The organism is Salinivibrio sp. PR919, assembly GCF_001995355.1.
Lineage (GTDB): Bacteria > Pseudomonadota > Gammaproteobacteria > Enterobacterales > Vibrionaceae > Salinivibrio > Salinivibrio proteolyticus.
Map to the genome: position 1 here is coordinate 1 of NZ_MUFL01000016.1, position 18,776 is coordinate 18,776.

Below are 18,776 nucleotides of genomic sequence, written 5' to 3' on the forward strand. Positions count from 1 at the left end.
CTTTAAGTGGACCAATTTTGGCCAAGTGATTGCGGTCGGCGGCGCTGACTTTTTGCAAACCATCGGTTTAACCGGGCCAGCATTATTCTTTGCCTTCATCTTGATGTGTGGCCTGATTAACCTCTCGGTCGGCTCGGCATCGGCGCAGTGGGCCATCACCGCCCCCATCTTTGTACCTATGTTGATGCTGGTCGGTTATGCCCCAGAGACGATTCAAGCGGCGTATCGGATTGGCGACTCCGTCACCAACATCATTACCCCGATGATGAGTTACTTCGGGCTGATTCTGGCGGTGGCGTGTCGCTATGTGAAAAACCTTGGCATAGGCACCTTGATTGCCACCATGTTGCCTTATTCGATGATCTTTATGGTGGGATGGAGCATCCTATTCTACGTATGGGTTTTCGTGCTAGGTTTGCCTGTCGGCCCCGGCGCAGAAACGTATTACAACTTCAATCAGTAATTCCCCCAGCGGGATGGTTTCGGCAAGCATGCAGTCATGCTTGCCTTTTTCTTTTCATTATCCCGTCATTTTCATCCCTACCCGAAGGCGGTTATAGTAGCTTTATCACAGCGATGGTAAGCAATGACAATGACAACCCCAGCTCATGCCGACAAACCGGCGGCCTTTGACCCTGACGCAATGGCGCGGGAAGCCCAATTTACCGATGCCTTTAAAGACGCCATTACCCCCTTTTGGCAACAGCGCGAACAGGGCACATTTCATGGCGAAGGCGGCCTAAGACTGCATTGGTGCAGTTTTACTCACCCAAAACACACCAAAGCGGTGGTGGTGATTAATGGCCGGATTGAAAGCGTGATGAAATACCAAGAGATCTTCTACGATCTCTTTCAGATGGGCTATGACGTCTACAGCTTTGACCACCGCGGCCAAGGCTTGTCTCAACGCTTGGTCTTAAAGCCACGCGATCTGGGCCATGTCGAACGCTTTGATGATTATGTCGCGGATGTGGCGACATTTATGCAACAAGTCCGTGCCCACCGTCATTATGATGATTGGTTTATGCTCGGCCATTCAATGGGCGGGGCAATTGCCACCCTATACGCTCACCAGTATCCGGGGGCTGTGCAAGCTATCGCCCTGACGGCCCCCATGTTTGGTGTGCAAGTTAGCCCTTGGCTTGGGCGTATCGCCCCTTGGCTATGTCGCTCCTTAGCGCGCTACCAACATCCACCACGCTTTGGACCCGGCCAAGTCGGCTATCGCCATGTACCCTTTGAGCAAAATCGCCTCACTCATTCTCGTGCCCGCTATGCGTGGTTTCGCCAGCTTTATATCAACCAGCCACAGCTACAAATCGGTGGACCCAGCGCGCGTTGGATAGCGGAAGGATTAGCCGCGGGGACGCGCTGTCTGGCCCTTGCTCCCTCGCTGACCACCCCGACGTTTATCTGCCAAGCGGGCGAAGAGTTGATCGTTTCTAACCCTGCGATGTCGCAATTTCACGCCGTACGTAAACAAGCCGGTCAACCCAGCCAATGGCGAACGTTCGACGGTGCTCGGCATGAAATTTTATTCGAAACGGATAATCACAGAGTCACAGCACTGCGTGAGATTGATGCCTTTTTCTCGCGCTATGTTGGCGAGTAAAAGCGGAAAAAAGACAGTGATACTGTTCCCTTTTTAACCCCAATAAGTTGCAGTAGACTCAGAGCATACTGTGATTATGATCGCCTGAACCAATGAGGACATGATGTACAAACTCGTCGCTTCTGATTTGGACGGTACCTTGCTAACCCCCGAGCACCGTATCGCCCCCTATACCAAGCAGGTGCTGCAACAACTTCACCAGCAAGGCATTCACTTTGTGTTCGCCACCGGACGTCATCATGTTGATGTGGCAAGCATTCGTGAAACCGTGGGGATCCCTGCTTATATGATCACTTCWAACGGTGCCCGTGTACACGACAGCAATGACCAGCTGGTGTATCAGCACAACGTTGATCCCGCGATCGTCGCAAGCCTGATTAACGAGGTGAAGCACGATCCAACCGTCACCATTCACCTGTATCGCGATAATGATTGGCTGTTGAGCAAAATGGATGAAGAGCTCGCACGTTATCACCAAGACTCTGGCTTTAACGCTAAGGAGTTTGATGTGGACAACCCACCGGTCGATAACATCGCGAAGATTTTCTTTATTCGCCACGATCACGACCACTTACTCAAATATGAGCATCAGTTTTTGTCGCAATACGGCGATAGCATCAGTATCGCTTTCTCGACCCCCTTCTGCTTGGAAGTGATGGGCAATGGGGTATCCAAAGGCGCCGCACTCGAGGAAGTCGCGCGTCGTCATCAGCTCAATCTGGCCGACTGTATCGCGTTTGGCGATGGCATGAACGATGTCGAGATGCTGCGCGCCGCCGGTCGCGGCTTGGTGATGGCTACCGCACAAGCGCGCGTCAAAGCCACCTTGTCGGACAACGCGATTATTGGCAGCCATGCCGATGAGGCAGTCGCGCGCTACTTAAACGCGCACCTGCTCGCACCACAATACTAAGCGGTTGGCTCACAGTGTGAGCCAAGGATGTCATCTGACGATGCACGACTCCCCCGCCATCGTCAGAATGGTCTGCCATTGCGCTGCGGTAACCGGCATCACACTCAGCCGGTTACCTTTTTTCACCAACGGCATCTCAGCCAGCGCAGGGTTTTGCTTCATCTGCGCCAGCGTAATCAACGGTAAATGACGCTGATACGCCACATCCACCATAAACCAACGCGGGGCTTCTGGGGTGGCTTTAGGGTCAAAGTAGCCACTGTCTGGCTCAAATTGGGTATGGTCGGGATAACACTCGCGAGTTACGGTCGCCACACCAGCCACCCCAACATGCTTACAAGAGGAATGGTAAATCAACACCTGATCGCCTACCTTAACCTCATCACGCAACATATTACGCGCTTGATAATTGCGCACCCCTTCCCAGCATGAAACCTTTTGCTGCTTTAAGGTGTCTATCGAAAACGTATCTGGCTCTGTTTTAAATAACCAATAACCCATGTTGGCTCACTCTCATTCGATGCAGTTGTCGGCAATCTTGCCCGTCAGTGTGTATCGGTGCAAGTCTGGCACGAGCCCACTATTCACAAGGAGTGTCGTGTGCAACGTCCCCATCGTTTACTGGTGATCACCACCGCTAGCCTACTCACGTTAGTCGGCTGTACCTCATCGAAAGGCCCTGTTGAACTGGGTCATCGCAGTGACATGCTAGACGCGGGGCTAAGCCATACACCGACCCCGTTTATGCTCAGTGGTATGGTCTCTGTCAGCCCTGAAACGGCCAGCTTCACACCCTGTGGCAGTCAAAAGCAATACTGGCTGAACTTAAGCCATGAGCAACGCACGGCACTCGATCAGCTGGGTGGGCCTGTGTATGGTGAATTTGAAGGCTTCTTTACCCCAGTGGAAAGCCGCGGTTTTAGCGCGGACTATCCTGCGTCAGTCACCATGACGCGTATCAATCTAGTCACTACCGAACTCAATAGCTGCGCGCAACCCCGCCATGCCGTCTTAGCGGACGGACAATCACCACGCATGTGGTCTGCCGCCGTTGGCGAACATAATATGGCGTGGGAAAGCGACGGGGATAGCCAAGAGATACCGCTGACAGGCAAGCAGAGGGATGACACCACCGCCCATTTTCGTGCGCGCAATGCCGCATTAACGCTAACCGCAACTGGCTGCCAGCAAAGTAATACTACCTTGTACGGTTGGCGCGCGACCCTAAAAACGCCCCAACGCACCTACCAAGGCTGTGCTCTGCTGCCCTCGTATGATCACTCGCAGCATTGGGCGGGCGAATATCAAGGGCAAAGTCAAAGTCCCGGTCAGCCGGTTTTAACCACACAGCTTACCTTGCTGCCTGATCATAGCGCCATCACCAGCTACCACCCGCAAGGGGAAGCGGTGACCAAAGAAACCGGGATTTGGCAGCCAGTCGGGGAGAATCAAGTCCAAGTGCTCACTACCCGCAGTGGTGAGCAAATGGTGGTGTCTGAGCGCATATATACACGCAACGGGTTTACCCTCACCGCCTCCGAGGAAACCTTTAATGGCAACACGTATCCTTTGGGCACAAAGGGGTTAACACTTAAACGCCAAGTGAGGAACCCAGACAGCAGCCAACAATAACCTGGCATTCGTGGCTGGGCTTGCGCACAATAGCGCGCTGTTAACAAAGGAGACAATGATGGCCCGTTCGCCCTGCCGCCAATGCGGTTTTACCTATCACTGTATCTGTCACTGCTATTGGCCGCTGGAAAGCCAATTGCAATGYGTRCTGGTGATGCACGAARACGAAGCGGCGCGCCAATCCAACACCGGCAAACTGGTTAAAGCRGCGCTGCCCCACACTCAGATAGAGATTTGGCAACGCAAACAACCACCGCAAGCCTTGCTCGACAGCTGGGCGCGCGGTGATGTGTCACCTTGGTTGTTGTTTCCCAGTGATGATGCTATCCCCGCCGATAGACTGTTCGCTGACGCGGCTCGGTCTGTCTCTTGCACGGAGACGTTAGCCGCCACCAATGCACCTCGCGCGCCGTTACAGTTTGTGGTGCTGGATGCCACTTGGCAGCAGGCGCGAAAAATGCTCAATAAAAGTCCGTGGCTCAATGGTCTGCCACGGGTCAGTTTGCCGTCGACTACCGCCTCACAATATACGCTTAGGCGCAACCAACCACCGGGACACCTGTGTACCAGTGAAGCGGTGAGTGCATTACTACGAAGCCAAGGCGACGTGAACGCCGCCACGCAGCTGGACCATTTTCTTGTCCACTTTATGGAGAGCTACGAAGCCGATCGCCACCATCACACTACACCGCTCCCCGCCCCCAAGATGCTGACGTCAAACGCGTGAACAAAAAAACGCCGAGCACAGCGCGCTGCCATGCTCGGCGTTTACGTCGTTTATGGGCTACAGCTTAAAGCGGCTGATCTCTTGCTCGAGGCTATGAGAAAGCTCGGATAACATCGCGGCTTGACGCGCGGCTTCATCCGCTTCGGTCGATAGCTCATTGGACACATCGCGAATGCCCTCTGAGTTACGGGTGATCTCCGCAGTGACGCTCGATTGCTCTTCCGCTGCCGAGGCAATTTGGGTAGCCATATCGCTAATTTGGCTCACCGCCGCGACAATCTGGCTCAAGCTTTCGTTCGCCGCGCTAGCATCTTCCACACTGGCATGAGCACGCTGCTGGCTGTCTTGCATCATGGTCACCGCGCGACCGGTTGCCTGCTGCAAGGTATCAATCATCTGCTGAATCTCGGTGGTTGAAGCATGAGTACGCTGGCTCAGAATCCGAACCTCATCGGCCACTACCGCAAAGCCACGGCCATGCTCACCGGCGCGTGCTGCTTCAATCGCGGCATTCAATGCCAGCAGATTGGTTTGCTCAGCCACTTCTTGAATGGTCGACAAGATGCTGGTGATGCTGTGCGCATGCTGATCCAGCTCACCAATCACACCGGTCGCCGCTTCCACTTCACGGGCAAGCTCGGTGATCGAGTGCTTACTTTGCTCCACTTGCTGGCCGCCATCGTTGGCAACGCTTTCAGTCTCTTGGGCGGTGCGCGCGGTGTTATCGGCATTGCCGGCAATATCTTGGGTCGCCGAGGCCATTTCATGGATAGCGGTCGCCACCATATTGATTTCATCTTGCTGATGACCAATCCGGGTGGAGCGCTCTTCCGCTTGTGCTGCGGTCAGCTCGGCTTGTTGCTTGAGCGAGCCAGACAGCTGACGTAAGTGTGACACCATAGTGTGCATGTTGCCGACAAAGCGATTGAAGTTGTTGGCAAGTTTGCCAATTTCATCATTACTGTGTGGCTCAAGGCGCTGGGTTAAATCCCCTTCACCGGAGGCAATTTCTTCTAGCGCGGCGGATACATTGAGCAAGTCACGGAACAACACGTACATCAACCACGTCACGGCACCGGCCACCAGCAAAGTGATCACCACCGCGGTCAGCACCAGATTGAACAAGGTATCACGCTGGCTTGCGTATTCAGTGCGCTTATCCAGCTCAATCGCCARTACCCAATCGGTGTTAGGAACCGACGCAAAATAAAACAGTTTATCAACCCCATCGACAGGCAATTCTACTAGCGATTGCTGTGCCAACGCCTGACGCACGCGGTTTTCATTCAGCTCAGGAGACAGGCTGCGATACGGTTTTAGCAGGCGCGCTTTGTCTTTGTGGGCGAGAAAAGTGCCATCAGCACCTAACAGCATCGCGTTCGCAYTTTTGCCCACTTTTAATTGGGTCACGTCACGGATCAGCTGGTCAATCAACACATCTGCGCCCACCACACCGATTAATTCGCCATTACGACGCACCGGCTCGGCCAAGGTCACCAGCATCGCACCAGTAATCGCATCACTGTATGCGGTGGTAATAATCGGGCTACCCGCGCTCACGGCTTGCTTGTACCACGGGCGGGCGCGAGGGTCATAATCATCGCGGTTGCGCTCTGGGCGCGAGCGATACATGGCGCCTTTTGGAGTACCATAATAGATATCGTCAAACCCACCGGCCTCACGTGCTTGCTGTAAATAGCTCACACGATGGCTACTGCTGGTGTAATCGGTAAAGGCACTGGTGATATCGGCACGGATTTGCACCCAACCGCTGATCGATTCGGTCGCCGCATCGGCGATACCACTGACGCGGCTATAGATGCTCGACTGGGTTTGGGCTTGAATTTGGCTTACAGCAAGCCAGGTGAGAAAGGCGGCCATCAGCAATACAGCAGATAAGCATGCCCCAATTAATTTTTGTTTTAGTGATAACTGCATGGGAACGGCTCTCAAAGCAACGACAGGTTAATTCCAAACTCCCCGATAACCGAGGTAGCAATAGTGAACAGCCGTCACCCCGTCCCTAGGGTACCGCGAGCCCATCCTGCGCGTCGCGGGTTCACAGCGCCGGATAATTTTTATCCGACATGGCAAGCGCGCGCTAATGTAACAGCGCGCAACAAAGATTGCCATTTTTTAGACAAAAAACAGTCAACTAGAGAATATTTAGAACAAAGATCACATAAACCAACCATCGCTTATGATACGCAGTTTGTTGCAAACAAYACAAAAGCAAGCATCTGAGGATTAAGCACTCCTCGCAAGACCTACAGAAACGCGGCCTATTGGCGGACCTCAATAATAACTCGGCTATCTGCATATGAATCAATCAGCGCACCTATCTTTTTCGTATTCTCTGAATCGAGAAACGCATCCCATTCATCCAGAATCAAGTGACCCGAACTATTTTCCAGTAACCACTGAATACTCTTGGCRGAGTACATACCATCAGACAGTATTGCTGAATCATCCCAAGGCCACAGTAAGCGCTTAGACGGGTTGAAGTAGAGATAATCATTTTTGGCACAGAGGTGCCTTAAGAAAGACGTTTTCCCAGATCCGTTTTCTCCAACAACGCGAAAACGGCCCTCCTGCGCTTGAGTAAGGTTCACAGTATCAACGCTCTCGTTATCTTTAAGGATCGCGACATTCCATTGTGGTTGGTAAAGTGACTTACGTTTCGAAAAACACGTCATCACCGACAGCTGGCCTTTGATAGACGGAAAAGAGATTAACAAGCTAACAATATCAGACGCAGAATTTAAAAGATGATAAATGCGTGTGAGGTTAACAATCGACGCCACTTTTACCTCCATCGGGACACTGCTAGACGTAAAAATGAACAGTAATACACAGGAAGTTGGCGCAAGCGCGAGTAAGGAAGAGACCAACAATGCCTTATACCTAAACWCAGCCTCTTTGATTCTCAGCCCTAAGTATTTCGCTTTCCCTTCCTCGAAGCGCGTTTGATAAGCCAATGCATTCACCGACGAACCAAAATGTACATTGTCATGGATAGTCGATAACGTTGATGTCAGTGATGAACCCGCTTTATGGGTGGTAACAGCGTTCTTTTCTAGGTGCGAGGAAATGGTTTTATTGAACCCCAAGATAAGCAGCACACTGATCATAACGCTGACAAAAAAACGCCAATCAATAAAAGCGGTGATCATTAGCAGACTCAGGAAGAAGTTGAGCCCAGACGACATCCCCCAAAAGGCATAGCCAATAAAGTCAGAAATCGCACTCTTCCCCTGAGAAACGTACACGCCCAGCGTATGGTCGACAGTGCGACTGTCAGTGCAAGATTGATAGCGATTAGTCGCGGATTGCCAAAATCGACTCAGTGATTCACACAACCACTTTTCTTTATACACATCAGAAAAGTAGCCGATTATATGGGGAAGAATCATCGCGACAATATATAGGAACACCCAGAGCTTCAATGCTTCATAATATTGATTAATTTCAAGAATATAGCCTGAGACCATCACAGAGGCGAAAATAGAAAAAGCAATCGAAGACTGATGAAGCAGCACAAATAGAAACGTATAGAGCGTGTTTTTATTCGATATACCACGGCATATCTCTCTCACGCTAAGAAAAGAAATCACTCAACCACTCCTTGGTTCTGCTTAAGGAAAAACGGGGCGTTTCCATCCTTTATCCACCCCGCAGCAGATTCTCTATGTGATTAGAGATTAAGTAATATATTCAGTAGGATAACGTGCATTTGGTCACGTTTTTTATACATGCTGTCCGGCCACCCAGCCGGAGCTCCAGGCCCATTGGAAGTTATAGCCGCCGAGCCAGCCGGTGACATCTAGCACTTCACCGATAAAATACAGGCCGGGAATATCTCGCGCTTCAAGCGTTTTCGAGGAAATCGCGTGGGTATCCACCCCACCAAGCGTCACTTCTGCAGTGCGGTAACCTTCAGTGCCGTTTGGGGCAATAGACCACTGGTGAAAGTAGTGATGAAGTTGATCGAGCTGCTTGTCATYGAGCTGCTTGAGCGGTTTATCCGGCAAGCTATCGCGCGCAATCAAGACCTCGACCAAACGTTTGGGGAATAGGCGAGACAGTGAGGTTTTTAAGGTTTGGTTGGGATGCTTATCACGCATCGCCACCAGCACGTCTTTTAGCGACTCACTAGGGAGTAAATCGATGGTGACCGCTTCGCCCGGCTGCCAAAACGAGGAGGTTTGCAACACCGCCGGTCCCGATAAGCCGCGGTGGGTAAAGAGCAGGTTCTCGGTAAAACACACCCCCGATTCGGTGGTGATCGAACATGGCACCGACACCCCGGAAATATCGGCAAAGCGCGTTTTGTCTTCTTGGTGCAAGGTATACGGCACCAAGGCGGCGCGAGTGGGCAGCACTTTTAGACCAAATTGCTCAGCAAGCTGGTAACCAAAAGGGGTGGCGCCAAGCTTGGGCATCGAAAGGCCGCCCGTGGCGACCACCAACGACTGGCAGCGTACCGGCTCTCCATTGAGTTTAAGGCGAAAGCCGGCTTCTTCTTTTTCGATATCATGCACTTCACAGCGATAGCGTTGACTGATGGTGGCTTGGTCGCATTCGGCCAACAGCAGGTTAACGATATCTTTAGCGCTGTCATCACAAAATAGCTGGCCGTGGTCACGCTCGTGATAGGCCACACCATGGGTGGCCACCAATCCAATAAAGTCCCATTGGGTGTATTGCGCCAATGCGGATTTGACGAAGTGCGGATTCTCACACAAGAAGTTATTGGCGGTGACGTCATAGTTGGTGAAATTGCAGCGCCCGCCGCCTGAGATCAGGATCTTGCGGCCCGGTTTTTTGGCATGGTCCACCACCAAAACACGGCGGCCACGTTGGCCAGCTTGTGCCGCACACATCAATCCTGCCGCACCGGCGCCAATCACAATTACATCATACTTAGTCACACGCTTACCTGTTTATTCTCTGCTCACCCTGTGGGAGCGGCATTGTAGCAGCCCGCACGTGAGCGGCAAGCGCGATTTAACGCGCCTGCACCTCAGGTGGTGCCATCATGGCACCTACGTTTTGCTCAATCATCCGAGGGTCCATATGCAACGTACGGGTTGGGAGGGCAATATCCGCACCGTGCTGATGAATAATACCAATCACTTGCAGCAACACATCTTGCTTCACGCGGTGATAACGTTGCCAGTTCACCGTTTTGGTGAAGGTGTAAATAAAGAAATCGAGCGAGTGTGGGCCAAAGCTGTTGAAGTTCACAATCAAGGTTTGTCGGGTTTCAATGTCTGGGTGGGCTTCAAGCATGGCATAGACATCATCAATCACCGCGCTGATTTTATCGGCGTCTTGGTAACGTAGTCCGATGGTTTCATAGATGCGGCGGTTGAGCATCCGCGAGGGGTTTTCCACCACTACGTTACTAAATACTGAATTAGGAACGTATAAAGGGCGCAAATCAAAGGTGCGTACCACCGTCATGCGAATACCAATTTTTTCCACCGTGCCCTCAATATTGCGATCGGGAGAGCGTACCCAGTCGCCCACTTTAAATGGGCGATCAAAGTAAATCATCACCCCACCAAAGAAGTTCGACAGTAAGTCCTTGGCGGCAAAACCAACAATTAAACCCCCGACCCCACCAACGGTCAGTAGGCCAGAAACACTGACCCCGAGGCTTTGCAGCAAAGAAATAATCCCCACGCACACAAACAGCGCACGCAGTATATTGCCCATGGTGTTGATGGTGGTGTGATCACGATTGCCGGTTTCAATCATGACTTCTTCACCGCTGTTGACCAAGCGCAGCAAAATCCAAATGACCACCCACACCACCACCAAGTCTTGCACCAAGGTGAGCCAACTGAGCGAGACATCGCCAGCGGTATTATCGATGATAATTTCAATGGAGTGCGAGGCATGCCATAGCCAAATCAGCACACTTAGCGGTGTATCGATAGCCGGCCAAATAATATCGTCCCAGCGGGTAATGGTCTTTTCCGCCAGCGCTTTGAGTCGCCCCACTAATACATGCCAAATCGCCCACGCGATAGCACTAAAACCAGTTAAAGTGACCACATCGGAAATCCATTCCCACGCGGCGGCTTGATGTAGGGTCTGCCACCAGTCAATCAGGCTTTGCATGCTTTCCTCAACAGACGGTTTTTCTCAGAATGTTGTCAGCCTAACAAAAAAAATGCTGACCTGAGTCAGCATTTTGTTGGATATGAGAGCGTTCGCTTACCAGCCCGCAAAAGCGACAAGAAAAAAGGTCGCGAGCAAAGCACCGAACAATGCCACATTAAGCATAAACAGGTGACGGACTTTATTGCACTTACCCACAAACAGCTCGTCATGATGGTGCAAGTACTCTTGGCTACGAATGTACTGGTACAGGCGCTTTTGACGAGAAATATCGCCTTGGGGTGAGAGTGAGAAAAAGTTGTTATCTCCACGACAAATTTGCTGATAAAGCAATGGATTGGCGTCGCGTAACATCACAACCAATGCGCGTAGTGAAGACAAGTAGCGCGCAAAATTAACCAATGTGACGGTAAACACTGCCACAATTAGGATATCACCGTTCATATACATCTCCCTCCGCAACCCAGTGAGGCGGCCGAGGGAGAAAGATAAACTTACAGCCCTGCGGTGCCGTCCATCACTGACGATGAGTCCTCTTGAGCCATGGCAGACAAGTCTTTATCAATAAAGAACAAGGCTTTGCCATCTTCGCCCACCAACTCGATCTTATCGAGTATGCCTTTAAACAGCTTTTCTTCCTCGTGCTGCTCAGCCACGTACCACTGCAGGAAATTAAAGGTTGAGTAATCCTGAGTTGTAAACGCAACGTGCGCTAGGCTATTGATCTTTTCCGTGATTAAACGCTCGTGTTGATAGGTTTCACGGAATACTTCGCCCAATGATGCGAACTCGTGGCGCGGTGCGTCAATTGAGCCCAAAATAGGCATCGCACCAGTCTCGCTCACGTAGGTGAAAAGACGCTGCATATGCTGCATTTCTTCCTGCGCGTGCTTATGGAGGAATCGCGCAGCGCCTTCAAATCCTTTGTCTTCACACCAAGCACTCATTTGTAAGTATAGATTTGATGAGAAAAACTCCAAATTGATCTGCTCATTGAGTCTGTCAACCATGGCGGGTGCTAACATATAAAACGTCCTCTTTATTTGGGGTTAGCTGTCATTCTGACCAGCAGCACGTCCCTTTTCAAGCGGATATCGCCGACAAACGTGTGTGGTGCCGAGTCATCTGCCGAATTTATGACAAACATCATTGTCGAATTCTTAATCGGAATGCGATCGCAGTGACTGTTTTTAATACGCAAGCTCGCTAGACTGCGATGACAACCTCACATAAAAAGGATAACTATATGTCATATAAGCATATTTTAGTTGCTGTTGATTTGTCGGAAGACAGCGAACGTTTGGTGGCCAAAGCCGATTCTCTTGCCCAAGCTGTCGGCGCGAAATTATCGCTGGTCCACATCGATGTGAATTACGCCGAGCTTTATACCGGACTTATCGATATTAACTTGGTCGAATCGCGTAACCGCGTCATTGAAGAAGCTCAGCACAAACTGAATCAACTGGCGGGCAACGCACAGGTGCCAGTGACGCATACCCTGGTTAGCAGCGGCGACCTTGCTGAAGAGATCACAGAATCGATTCAAAACATGGGAATTGATTTGGTTGTCGTTGGCCATCACCAAGACTTTTGGAGCTCGCTGCTCTCATCTACCAAGCAGCTGCTCAACAAAACACCGGTCGATCTGTTGATGGTGCCGATCCGCGACTAATCTCTGACGTCACACAGGGCGATGAAGGCGGTCACTCCGCCTTCTTTTTGACCTTATTGCACTGTGTTCAGCGAACCAATTGCGTCCCCGCGATGAAACGGTACACTGCCTTTTTATTTACAATATCGAAGGAACCGAGTCATGGGGTATCTTAGCGGGGTCACACTGCTGTGGGCCTTTTCATTTAGTTTGATTGGGGTGTATCTCGCCGGCCAAGTGGACAGTTATTTCGCGGTCATGATGCGCATTGTACTCGCCGGGCTGGTATTTTTACCCTTCTTGCGTCCTCGCCAAGTAAGACCGGCCTTTGCCGCTCAACTGATGCTGGTCGGGGCATGTCAGCTCGGCATCATGTACTGCTTCTTCTATCAGTCTTTCCTATTCTTGTCCGTGCCAGAGGTGCTGCTGTTTACCGTCTTTACCCCGCTTTACGTCACCTTGATTTACGATGCCTTGAAGCGTCAGTTTAGCGCGTGGTATCTGGTCACCGCCGCGATAGCGGTGCTCGGCGCCGTGGTGATCCGCTACGCCACCGTCAATCCAGACTTTCTGGTCGGCTTTTTGGTGGTACAAGGTGCGAACCTTTGCTTTGCGATTGGCCAAGTCGGTTACAAATACCTGATTGAGAAGGAGCAAACGCCCCTTCCCCAACATGCGGTCTTCGGTTGGTTTTATCTTGGCGCCTTAGTGGTGGGCGTGCTGGCTTTCGCACTGTTGGGCAATAGCGACAAACTGCCTGCTACGCCAACCCAGTGGGGTGTATTAATTTATCTAGGCACTATCGCGTCAGGGCTGGGCTATTTCTTTTGGAATAAGGGCGCTACGCTGGTCAACTCGGGGGCACTCGCGGTGATGAACAATGCGCTGATCCCAGCCGGGATTGTAGTGAACGTGCTGATTTGGAACCGCGATGCGGATCTTCTGCCGCTACTCAGCGGTGGGATACTGATTTTAGCCGCGCTGTGGTTTAACCAAACTTGGGTAAAGCGCCGCGTCGAGGCCCAGCGGGGTGCCGCCCAGCGGGGTGCCGCCCAGCAGTAGGTGGGCCCTCCAAAGACCTCAGTCTCCCAAGTACAAAACAGGCAGGGAAAGCCCTGCCTGTTTACTTAGCCGATAAAGAAGGCTCGATCAGATAAAGGCAAAGGCGTCTGAGTAGAGATGATCACGACTCACACCGCGTTCTTTGCAGAACATGTCGCGTGCGACACCTGCCATTTCAAAACGGCCCGCGATATAAATGTCATAAGCGCCAAGGCTGACAAAATCTTCCATCACCGCTTCTAACACATTGCCTACTTTGCCGCGCCACTCGCCTTCAGCTTGCTCCACGACAGGCATAAAGGTAATGTGCGGATGCTGTTCCGCCAATGCTTGCATCTCGTCATGGGCATAAAGCTGACAAGGGGTACGGGCGCCCCAATAAATAAAGATCGGCGACTGTATCTTATGGCTAATACAGTGATCGACCATGCTGCGCACGTAAGAAAAACCGGTCCCGCCAGCAATCAGTAGCAAGGGACGATCGCTCTCACGCAGCCAAGCATCACCGGCAGGCTCAGTAATTTCAAAGCCCGCTTCACCGCTTTCTAGTACGGCTTTGGCTTTCTCAACCACTTCTAACGCAAACGGATTCTCGTCCGCCGCACCAACGTGCAGCTCGAGTTCACCGCCATTTTGACGACAAGGGCTGCTTGCCAGCGAAAACGGGCGTTTATCTTTTTCGCCCATCACCGCCATCACGTATTGCCCTGGCTGGTAGCGCACCGCTTGCTGCGGTTTCAGGACAATGCGGTAGGTGTGACACGCCAACGGCTCAACGGCTGTCACTTCACATAGTATCGACATTCTGTTCCTCTGTTCGTTTTGCTACAGCCGATGAGGTTATAAGAGGCGGCATCACTACCGCCTTGGGCTGTGTTTTTTATCGTTACGGTGAATGCTAGCGCATTCCAATAGGATTAGTCTAAGATCCCTAATTCATCCCAAATCGCGTCGATGCGCGCAACCACGTCTGGGTCTTTAGCAATGGGCGTGCCCCACTCGCGATCGGTTTCCCCTTGCCATTTGTTGGTAGCATCGAGGCCCATTTTCGAACCCAGCCCCACCACAGGCGAGGCAAAGTCGAGCGAGTCGATAGGGGTGTTTTCCACCATCACGGTATCGCGCGCGGGATCCATACGCGTGGTGATCGCCCAAATGACGTCATTCCAATCACGTGCGTTGACGTCATCGTCACACACTATCACAAACTTGGTGTACATAAACTGACGTAAGAACGACCACACGCCCATCATCACCCGCTTGGCATGACCGGGGTATTGTTTTTTCATGGTTACCACCGCCATGCGATACGAGCATCCTTCAGGCGGTAGGTAGAAATCGACAATCTCTGGGAACTGCTTTTGCAAAATCGGCACAAACACTTCGTTAAGTGCCACGCCTAAAACGGCAGGTTCATCCGGTGGACGCCCCGTGTAGGTGCTATGGTAAATCGGTTTTTTGCGCATGGTCAGATGCGTCACAGTGAACACATGGTGACGCTCAACCTCATTGTAATAACCGGTATGATCGCCATACGGCCCTTCATCCGCGTATTCATTGGGGTCGATATAACCTTCCATCACGATTTCCGCACTGGCCGGTACATCCAAATCGTTGCTGATACACTTGGCCACTTCGGTTTTACTGCCGCGCAATAAGCCAGCAAACGCATACTCGGACAAAGTATCCGGCACCGGTGTCACTGCCCCGAGAATGGTGGCAGGGTCAGCGCCATAAGCCACGGTCACCGGAAATGGTTCATTAGGATGGGTTTGCATCCAATCGTGCAAATCTAACGCACCACCGCGATGGGCTAGCCAACGCATGATCACTTTATTTTTGCCAATCTTTTGCTGGCGGTAAATACCTAGGTTTTGCCGTTTTTTGTTGGGTCCGCGGGTAATGGTCAGTCCCCAAGTCAGCAAGGGTGCCACATCACCGGGCCAGCAACGCATCACCGGAATCTTATCCAGATCGACCTCATCGCCGCTCAGCACCACCTCTTGGCAACGCGGACGCCGTACGGTTTTCGCTGGCATGTTGAGCACTTGACGAAACACCGGCAGTTTATCGAGCGCATCTCGAAAGCCTTTGGGCGGCTCAGGTTCTTTCAAGTAGGCAAGCAGTTTACCCACCTCTCGCAGCTCAAGCACATCCTCACGCCCCATGCCCATCGCAACGCGTTTTGGGGTTCCAAAGAGGTTGGCAAGCACGGGCATCTCATAGCCAATGGGGTTTTCGAACAATAACGCCGGACCGCCCGCTCGCAGGGTACGGTCGCAAATCTCGGTGATCTCCTGATCAGGATCCACCGGTTGGGCGATGCGTTTGAGCTCGCCTTGGGCTTCAAGATAGTCGATAAAATCGCGCAGATCGGAAAATTTCATATCAGGCTCAACGGGTTAATAAACGCCTTAATGATACCAAGCAAACCGGTATCCGGATCGGTGAAGCGGTGACATTAGCGCGACGACAGCGCAGATGCAATGTGCTGACGGCCTAGCGGGCCCAACTCGGCTTGTAAGCCGGTTAGCCATTCCCCTTTACCCGCCTCGACGAGCAGTTGCGCTACCTGATCACCTTGGCGCAATGACAGCTGTGCCACGAGAAAATCAGCAACCGGCGCTGGCAACGGTGACAAGCTGGCAAGCTGGCGAATCGCGGTGGCACGCAAAGAGGGGTTTCTTGCCGCGGCCATCATTTGGCTTACCGAAAAGCTATCACTCACCTGCCCTTTCAGGGCATGTAAGGCCTCTAAGCTATACACATCCGTGCCTCGACGCCATAATCGCGCGTACAGTTCCGGATGCTGCGTTTTCTCGGCGAGCACCGCCAAGATTGCGTTGTCAGGCAGCCAGAGCAACCGTGGGTCATGCAGGTATTGATCGGCCAAATAGTCCAAACCATTGGCCTCATAGTCACCAATCATCGCTACCAAGGCATCACGGCGCCGCGCATAATCAGGGCCGTCAGGTTTCACCCAATCAGCAATCACCAGCTGGCGATAGCTTAATAGCATGCCGAGCTCCTGGGTCAGTTGCTCGTGCTGATACCGATTTAATTGCTGACGTGCCGCTGCCGCATAGTGGAAAGCGGGAGTGGTAACCCAATAGCCGTCTTGCTGATGACGTAACAAAAAATGCGGTTGCTGGTGACTAAGATCGCGCAAGAAAGTGCGCCAATCGGGGTTATCTAACCGTGTGGGTGTGGAAAGGAGTCGGAACAAAGTCGCCTCTTGGATCAACGGCGACAGGCTTTGTAGGTGAGCACGCAATCCGTCAATATCACCAGCCATTTGTCGCTGAAACGCGATCGCCATGGCTTGCTGGGTAGAAGGCGTCTCTAATAAGCCATCAATAAACGCCTGTGTCACGATTTGTCCGCTCGGCGTTGACGCCTCCGTGACCGCTGCGCGGCTGGGCATTGTGCCTACGACTAGGCATGCTATCAGCACTAACACGCGAAAACATCTTGCCATCCGTTGCAATCCTGTACCACTTGTAGCAATCCGGCTACATCCATGTCGGGTGAGACCATTGTGCGAAGTCAGCGTTCAATAGGCAATAAAAAAGCACTGCCCGCAGACAGTGCTTTTCACAATTACGATCCGGATCAGGAGTTTTGACGTCGCATGGCGTCAAAGAACTCATCATTGGTCTTCGACATGGCCAGCTTATCAATCAAGAATTCCATGCCTTCGATTTCCCCCATTGGGTGGACAATCTTACGCAGGATCCACATCTTCTGTAGTTCATCCGCTTTAGTCAGCAATTCTTCGCGACGGGTACCAGAGCGCGTGAAGTCAATGGCTGGGAAGACACGCTTCTCGGCAATCTTACGTGACAGGTGCAGTTCCATGTTACCTGTACCTTTAAATTCTTCGTAGATGACTTCGTCCATCTTCGAGCCTGTATCCACCAGCGCAGTCGCGATAATGGTCAAGCTACCACCTTCTTCCACGTTACGAGCCGCACCAAAGAAGCGCTTAGGACGGTGCAAGGCGTTGGCGTCGACACCACCGGTCAATACTTTACCGGAAGACGGTACAACTGTGTTGTAAGCACGCGCCAGACGAGTAATCGAGTCCAGCAGGATCACCACGTCTTTTTTGTGTTCGACCAAACGCTTGGCTTTTTCAATTACCATTTCGGCCACTTGTACGTGACGGCTTGCTGGCTCATCAAAGGTCGATGCCACCACTTCCCCTTTCACCAAGCGCTGCATCTCGGTCACTTCTTCCGGACGCTCATCGATCAACAGCACCATCAACTCACATTCTGGGTGGTTGTAAGCGATGCTTTGCGCGATGTTTTGCAGCAGCATGGTTTTACCCGCTTTTGGCGGCGCAACAATCAAACCACGTTGACCTTTACCAATTGGCGAGGCTAAGTCGAGCACACGGGCAGTGATGTCTTCTGTCGAGCCGTTTCCGCGCTCCATCACCATACGTTCGCTGGCGTGCAAAGGGGTTAAGTTTTCGAAGAGGATTTTACTGCGGGCGTTGTCTGGTTTGTCGCTGTTAACTTGGTTAACTTTCAATAGCGCGAAGTAGCGCTCGCCGTCTTTAGGGGGACGAATTTTACCCGCGATGGTATCGCCTGTGCGCAGGTTAAAGCGACGAATTTGGCTTGGCGACACATAGATGTCATCTGGGCCGGCCAAATACGAGCTATCTGCGCTACGCAGGAAGCCAAACCCGTCTTGAAGAATTTCCAGCACGCCATTGCCGAAAATGTCTTCACCGCTTTTTGCGTGCTGTTTGAGGATCGAGAAAATGATGTCCTGTTTACGCAAGCGAGCTAGGTTTTCGAGTCCCATGCTTTCGCCAAGCGCAACCAGCGTCGAGACGGGTTGAGTCTTCAGTTCGGTAAGATTCATAGTGGTGAGTGTCTTGTTTGTCAAAGTTGAGGTCTGAAATTAGTTAGCGTGTCGAGACCAGTGGCATGTTCGAGAGATGAACAGAAGTACAATTTCCGTGCAATAAGGTAGCACCAAAATGGGGTATCGTCTAGTTGACAGAAAAACGACCGCCACTGGGAGGCAGTGGCGG

General features: G+C 51.9%; 17 protein-coding genes and 1 pseudogene. 7 read left to right on the forward strand and 11 right to left on the reverse strand.

What is annotated here, in order from left to right; genetic code table 11:
- From BZG83_RS04675 to BZG83_RS04685, 3 genes are all read left to right on the forward strand, one after another.
- Nucleotides 1–463 (forward strand): AbgT family transporter (locus BZG83_RS04675; protein ID WP_158074932.1); only part of this gene is annotated, 463 nt, incomplete at its 5' end.
- A 129-nt stretch (nucleotides 464–592) separates the two neighbouring features.
- On the forward strand, nucleotides 593–1,612 hold the full coding sequence (locus BZG83_RS04680; protein WP_158011463.1) for an alpha/beta fold hydrolase: 1,020 nt from the start codon (nucleotides 593–595) through the stop codon (nucleotides 1,610–1,612).
- Nucleotides 1,613–1,715: 103 nt separating this feature from the next.
- A complete protein-coding gene (locus tag BZG83_RS04685) occupies nucleotides 1,716–2,525 on the forward strand; it encodes a Cof-type HAD-IIB family hydrolase (protein WP_077479549.1) in 810 nt (269 codons plus the stop codon).
- A gap of 30 nt (nucleotides 2,526–2,555) precedes the next feature.
- Here BZG83_RS04685 and BZG83_RS04690 read toward each other — a convergent pair whose 3' ends face one another.
- Nucleotides 2,556–3,026: an EVE domain-containing protein gene (locus BZG83_RS04690; RefSeq protein WP_077479550.1), complete on the reverse strand. Its 471-nt coding sequence runs from the start codon at nucleotides 3,024–3,026 to the stop codon at nucleotides 2,556–2,558.
- 99 nt (nucleotides 3,027–3,125) lie between these two features.
- On the opposite strand from BZG83_RS04690, the gene BZG83_RS04695 reads away from it, so the two are divergent.
- Nucleotides 3,126–4,157 carry a hypothetical protein gene (locus BZG83_RS04695; protein WP_077479551.1) on the forward strand — a complete coding sequence of 344 codons (1,032 nt, stop codon included), beginning with the start codon at nucleotides 3,126–3,128 and terminating at the stop codon, nucleotides 4,155–4,157.
- A gap of 55 nt (nucleotides 4,158–4,212) precedes the next feature.
- Nucleotides 4,213–4,884: a tRNA-uridine aminocarboxypropyltransferase gene (locus BZG83_RS04700; protein ID WP_077479552.1), complete on the forward strand. Its 672-nt coding sequence runs from the start codon at nucleotides 4,213–4,215 to the stop codon at nucleotides 4,882–4,884.
- A gap of 57 nt (nucleotides 4,885–4,941) precedes the next feature.
- On the opposite strand, the gene BZG83_RS04705 is transcribed toward BZG83_RS04700, so the two are convergent.
- The 6 genes from BZG83_RS04705 to ftnA all read right to left on the reverse strand — a co-directional run bounded on the left by BZG83_RS04705 (nucleotide 4,942) and on the right by ftnA (nucleotide 12,038).
- Nucleotides 4,942–6,822 carry a methyl-accepting chemotaxis protein gene (locus BZG83_RS04705; RefSeq protein WP_077479553.1) on the reverse strand — a complete coding sequence of 627 codons (1,881 nt, stop codon included), beginning with the start codon at nucleotides 6,820–6,822 and terminating at the stop codon, nucleotides 4,942–4,944.
- Between the two features lie 344 nt (nucleotides 6,823–7,166).
- A complete protein-coding gene (locus BZG83_RS04710; protein ID WP_077479554.1) occupies nucleotides 7,167–8,498 on the reverse strand; it encodes an ATP-binding protein in 1,332 nt (443 codons plus the stop codon).
- 132 nt (nucleotides 8,499–8,630) lie between these two features.
- On the reverse strand, nucleotides 8,631–9,815 hold the full coding sequence (locus BZG83_RS04715; RefSeq protein ID WP_077479555.1) for an NAD(P)/FAD-dependent oxidoreductase: 1,185 nt from the start codon (nucleotides 9,813–9,815) through the stop codon (nucleotides 8,631–8,633).
- Between the two features lie 76 nt (nucleotides 9,816–9,891).
- Nucleotides 9,892–11,013, reverse strand: coding sequence for a mechanosensitive ion channel family protein (locus tag BZG83_RS04720; protein WP_077479556.1), 1,122 nt, complete (start codon nucleotides 11,011–11,013; stop codon nucleotides 9,892–9,894).
- A 96-nt stretch (nucleotides 11,014–11,109) separates the two neighbouring features.
- On the reverse strand, nucleotides 11,110–11,457 hold the full coding sequence (locus BZG83_RS04725; RefSeq protein WP_077479557.1) for a universal stress protein UspB: 348 nt from the start codon (nucleotides 11,455–11,457) through the stop codon (nucleotides 11,110–11,112).
- 50 nt (nucleotides 11,458–11,507) lie between these two features.
- Complete coding sequence (gene ftnA, locus BZG83_RS04730) at nucleotides 11,508–12,038, reverse strand: non-heme ferritin (protein ID WP_069590230.1); 531 nt, start codon at nucleotides 12,036–12,038, stop codon at nucleotides 11,508–11,510.
- A 221-nt stretch (nucleotides 12,039–12,259) separates the two neighbouring features.
- Here ftnA and BZG83_RS04735 point away from each other — a divergent pair, with 221 nt between their 5' ends.
- Both BZG83_RS04735 and BZG83_RS04740 read left to right on the forward strand, forming a co-directional pair.
- Entirely contained in the window at nucleotides 12,260–12,685 is a 426-nt protein-coding gene (locus tag BZG83_RS04735; RefSeq protein WP_077479558.1) for a universal stress protein, read from the forward strand.
- A gap of 141 nt (nucleotides 12,686–12,826) precedes the next feature.
- On the forward strand, nucleotides 12,827–13,726 hold the full coding sequence (locus tag BZG83_RS04740) for a carboxylate/amino acid/amine transporter (RefSeq protein ID WP_077479559.1): 900 nt from the start codon (nucleotides 12,827–12,829) through the stop codon (nucleotides 13,724–13,726).
- An 87-nt stretch (nucleotides 13,727–13,813) separates the two neighbouring features.
- Here BZG83_RS04740 and fre read toward each other — a convergent pair whose 3' ends face one another.
- From fre to rho, 4 genes and pseudogenes are all read right to left on the reverse strand, one after another.
- On the reverse strand, nucleotides 13,814–14,530 hold the full coding sequence (gene fre / locus BZG83_RS04745; RefSeq protein WP_077479560.1) for an NAD(P)H-flavin reductase: 717 nt from the start codon (nucleotides 14,528–14,530) through the stop codon (nucleotides 13,814–13,816).
- A 131-nt stretch (nucleotides 14,531–14,661) separates the two neighbouring features.
- Nucleotides 14,662–16,113, reverse strand: a pseudogene (ubiD, locus tag BZG83_RS04750) (4-hydroxy-3-polyprenylbenzoate decarboxylase); the annotation flags it as partial.
- Nucleotides 16,114–16,187: 74 nt separating this feature from the next.
- Entirely contained in the window at nucleotides 16,188–17,150 is a 963-nt protein-coding gene (locus BZG83_RS04755) for a hypothetical protein (protein WP_077479561.1), read from the reverse strand.
- A 188-nt stretch (nucleotides 17,151–17,338) separates the two neighbouring features.
- A complete protein-coding gene (gene rho, locus BZG83_RS04760; protein WP_069590220.1) occupies nucleotides 17,339–18,604 on the reverse strand; it encodes a transcription termination factor Rho in 1,266 nt (421 codons plus the stop codon).
- Nucleotides 18,605–18,776 lie beyond the last annotated feature (172 nt).

Bases quoted from the DNA above. Each gene is read 5' to 3' on its own strand.
- BZG83_RS04680 (WP_158011463.1), top strand. From the start codon at position 593: ATGACAACCCCAGCTCATGCCGACAAACCGGCGGCCTTTGACCCTGAC.
- BZG83_RS04690 (WP_077479550.1), bottom strand. From the start codon at position 3,026: ATGGGTTATTGGTTATTTAAAACAGAGCCAGATACGTTTTCGATAGAC.
- BZG83_RS04720 (WP_077479556.1), bottom strand. From the start codon at position 11,013: ATGCAAAGCCTGATTGACTGGTGGCAGACCCTACATCAAGCCGCCGCG.
- BZG83_RS04725 (WP_077479557.1), bottom strand. From the start codon at position 11,457: ATGAACGGTGATATCCTAATTGTGGCAGTGTTTACCGTCACATTGGTT.
- ftnA (WP_069590230.1), bottom strand. From the start codon at position 12,038: ATGTTAGCACCCGCCATGGTTGACAGACTCAATGAGCAGATCAATTTG.
- BZG83_RS04735 (WP_077479558.1), top strand. From the start codon at position 12,260: ATGTCATATAAGCATATTTTAGTTGCTGTTGATTTGTCGGAAGACAGC.
- BZG83_RS04740 (WP_077479559.1), top strand. From the start codon at position 12,827: ATGGGGTATCTTAGCGGGGTCACACTGCTGTGGGCCTTTTCATTTAGT.
- fre (WP_077479560.1), bottom strand. From the start codon at position 14,530: ATGTCGATACTATGTGAAGTGACAGCCGTTGAGCCGTTGGCGTGTCAC.
- BZG83_RS04755 (WP_077479561.1), bottom strand. From the start codon at position 17,150: ATGCCCAGCCGCGCAGCGGTCACGGAGGCGTCAACGCCGAGCGGACAA.
- rho (WP_069590220.1), bottom strand. From the start codon at position 18,604: ATGAATCTTACCGAACTGAAGACTCAACCCGTCTCGACGCTGGTTGCG.